At 69.4% G+C, this 1453-nt stretch carries 2 protein-coding genes and 2 pseudogenes; 3 read left to right on the forward strand and 1 reads right to left on the reverse strand.

The features are described from left to right. The coding region (locus ACFWJO_RS37160) for a hypothetical protein (protein ID WP_386872530.1) at nt 1-278 on the forward strand (278 nt) is incomplete at its 5' end. A gap of 4 nt (nt 279-282) precedes the next feature. Beyond that, a pseudogene (locus ACFWJO_RS37165) lies at nt 283-879 on the forward strand (DEAD/DEAH box helicase family protein); the annotation flags it as partial. Here ACFWJO_RS37165 and ACFWJO_RS37170 read toward each other — a convergent pair. Continuing rightward, nucleotides 801-1031, reverse strand: coding sequence for a hypothetical protein (locus ACFWJO_RS37170; RefSeq protein ID WP_386872531.1), 231 nt, complete (start codon nt 1029-1031; stop codon nt 801-803). The pseudogene ACFWJO_RS37165 and the gene ACFWJO_RS37170 sit on opposite strands and share 79 nt — an antisense overlap. A gap of 104 nt (nt 1032-1135) precedes the next feature. Between ACFWJO_RS37170 and ACFWJO_RS37175 the strand changes: the two are divergent. Further along, nucleotides 1136-1453 (forward strand): annotated as a pseudogene (locus tag ACFWJO_RS37175) (hypothetical protein); the annotation flags it as partial.

The following is a 1453-nucleotide window of genomic DNA, read 5'->3' on the forward strand; positions in this document are numbered from 1 at the left end:
TGCTGTGGATGCGGGCTGGGTCCCGTGGCCGCATCATCATGAACCTCGGAGCCCGGGGCTGGGACGTCGCGGAGGCCTACGGCGTGCTGGAGTCGATCGACCAGGCCGCTCACTTCCTCGAGGCACTCGAGTCCCGTGACACGGTGGAGACGGCCTACATCGTCACGGACTCCGCGGCCGCCTACCAGAACGTGGCCCGCGCACTCCCCGAGCGCGTCACCCCGGTGCGCCTCTACGAGTCCTACCTCCACAACTTCCAGATCAACCGGAGGGACTGAGAGCATGCGCTACACCCTGAAGGACTACCAGGTGGACGCCGTCGCCGACGTCCTGCGCCACCTGCACCGCGCCCGGGACAACTACCAGCGCTACGAGGCGCTCTCCCAGTTCGCCCTCGCGGCCACCACCGGTGCGGGCAAGACCGTGATGGTGGCCGCCGTCATCGAGGCCCTCTTCTTCGGATCCGATGAGTTCGACTTCGAGCCGGACCCCGGGGCGACCGTGCTCTGGTTCTCCGACGACCCGTCCCTCAACGAGCAGTCCCGCATCCGCATCAACGCCGCCTCCAGCGAACTCGGCAGCCGGCTCCGCACGGTGGAGGCCTCCTTTAGCGAGGAGAGCTTCGCGCCCGGGATGGTCTACTTCCTCAACGCCCAGAAGCTGCGCGAGGGCGGCCGCCTGGTGCGCGGGGCCACAGCCCCGACGAACAGCCGCACACCGGTGCTGGCGGCCCCGGACATGGCTCAGCGCACCCTCTACGACGTCATCGCCGCCACGGTCGCCCGGGAGGGGCGCACCCTCTACTTCATCCTGGACGAGGCCCACCGCGGCATGAAGCCCCAGCGGGACCGCCAGACCATCGTCCAGCGCCTGATCAACGGCACGGCGGGGGCCCCGCCCATGCCGATCGTGTTCGGCATCTCCGCCACCGTGGAGCGGTTCACACAGGCCATGGCCCAGGCCCAGGGCCGCGACGCGCTCTCCCCCGTGCAGGTCGACCCGGTCCGGGTGCAGGCCTCCGGGCTGCTCAAGGACGACATCGTGCTCGTCATCCCAGCTGAGGCCGGCGTGTTCGACACCACCCTGCTACGCGAAGCAGTGCGCGTATGCAGTCGAACAGAGCGAGGCCGACCCCGTGGTCCCGCTGCTGGTGGTGCAGGTGGCGGACAAGCCCTCGGACGACCACCTCAGCCAGATCCTGGACGTCATCCACGACGAGTGGCCCGAGCTGCGCCCGCAGGACATCGCCCACGTCTTCGGCACCCACGCGGACCGCCACCTGCCCGGCCAGGTGGTCAACTACATCGCCCCGCAGCGCGTCCAGGACGCCACGCACATCCGCGTGCTGCTCGCCATGGAGGCGATCTCCACCGGCTGGGACTGCCCCCGCGCCGAGGTGCTCATGTCCTTCCGTACCTACCAGGACGCCACCTATGTCCACCAGCTTCTCGGC

This window comes from Streptomyces sp. NPDC127092, from assembly GCF_042722475.1.
Taxonomy (GTDB): domain Bacteria; phylum Actinomycetota; class Actinomycetes; order Streptomycetales; family Streptomycetaceae; genus Streptomyces.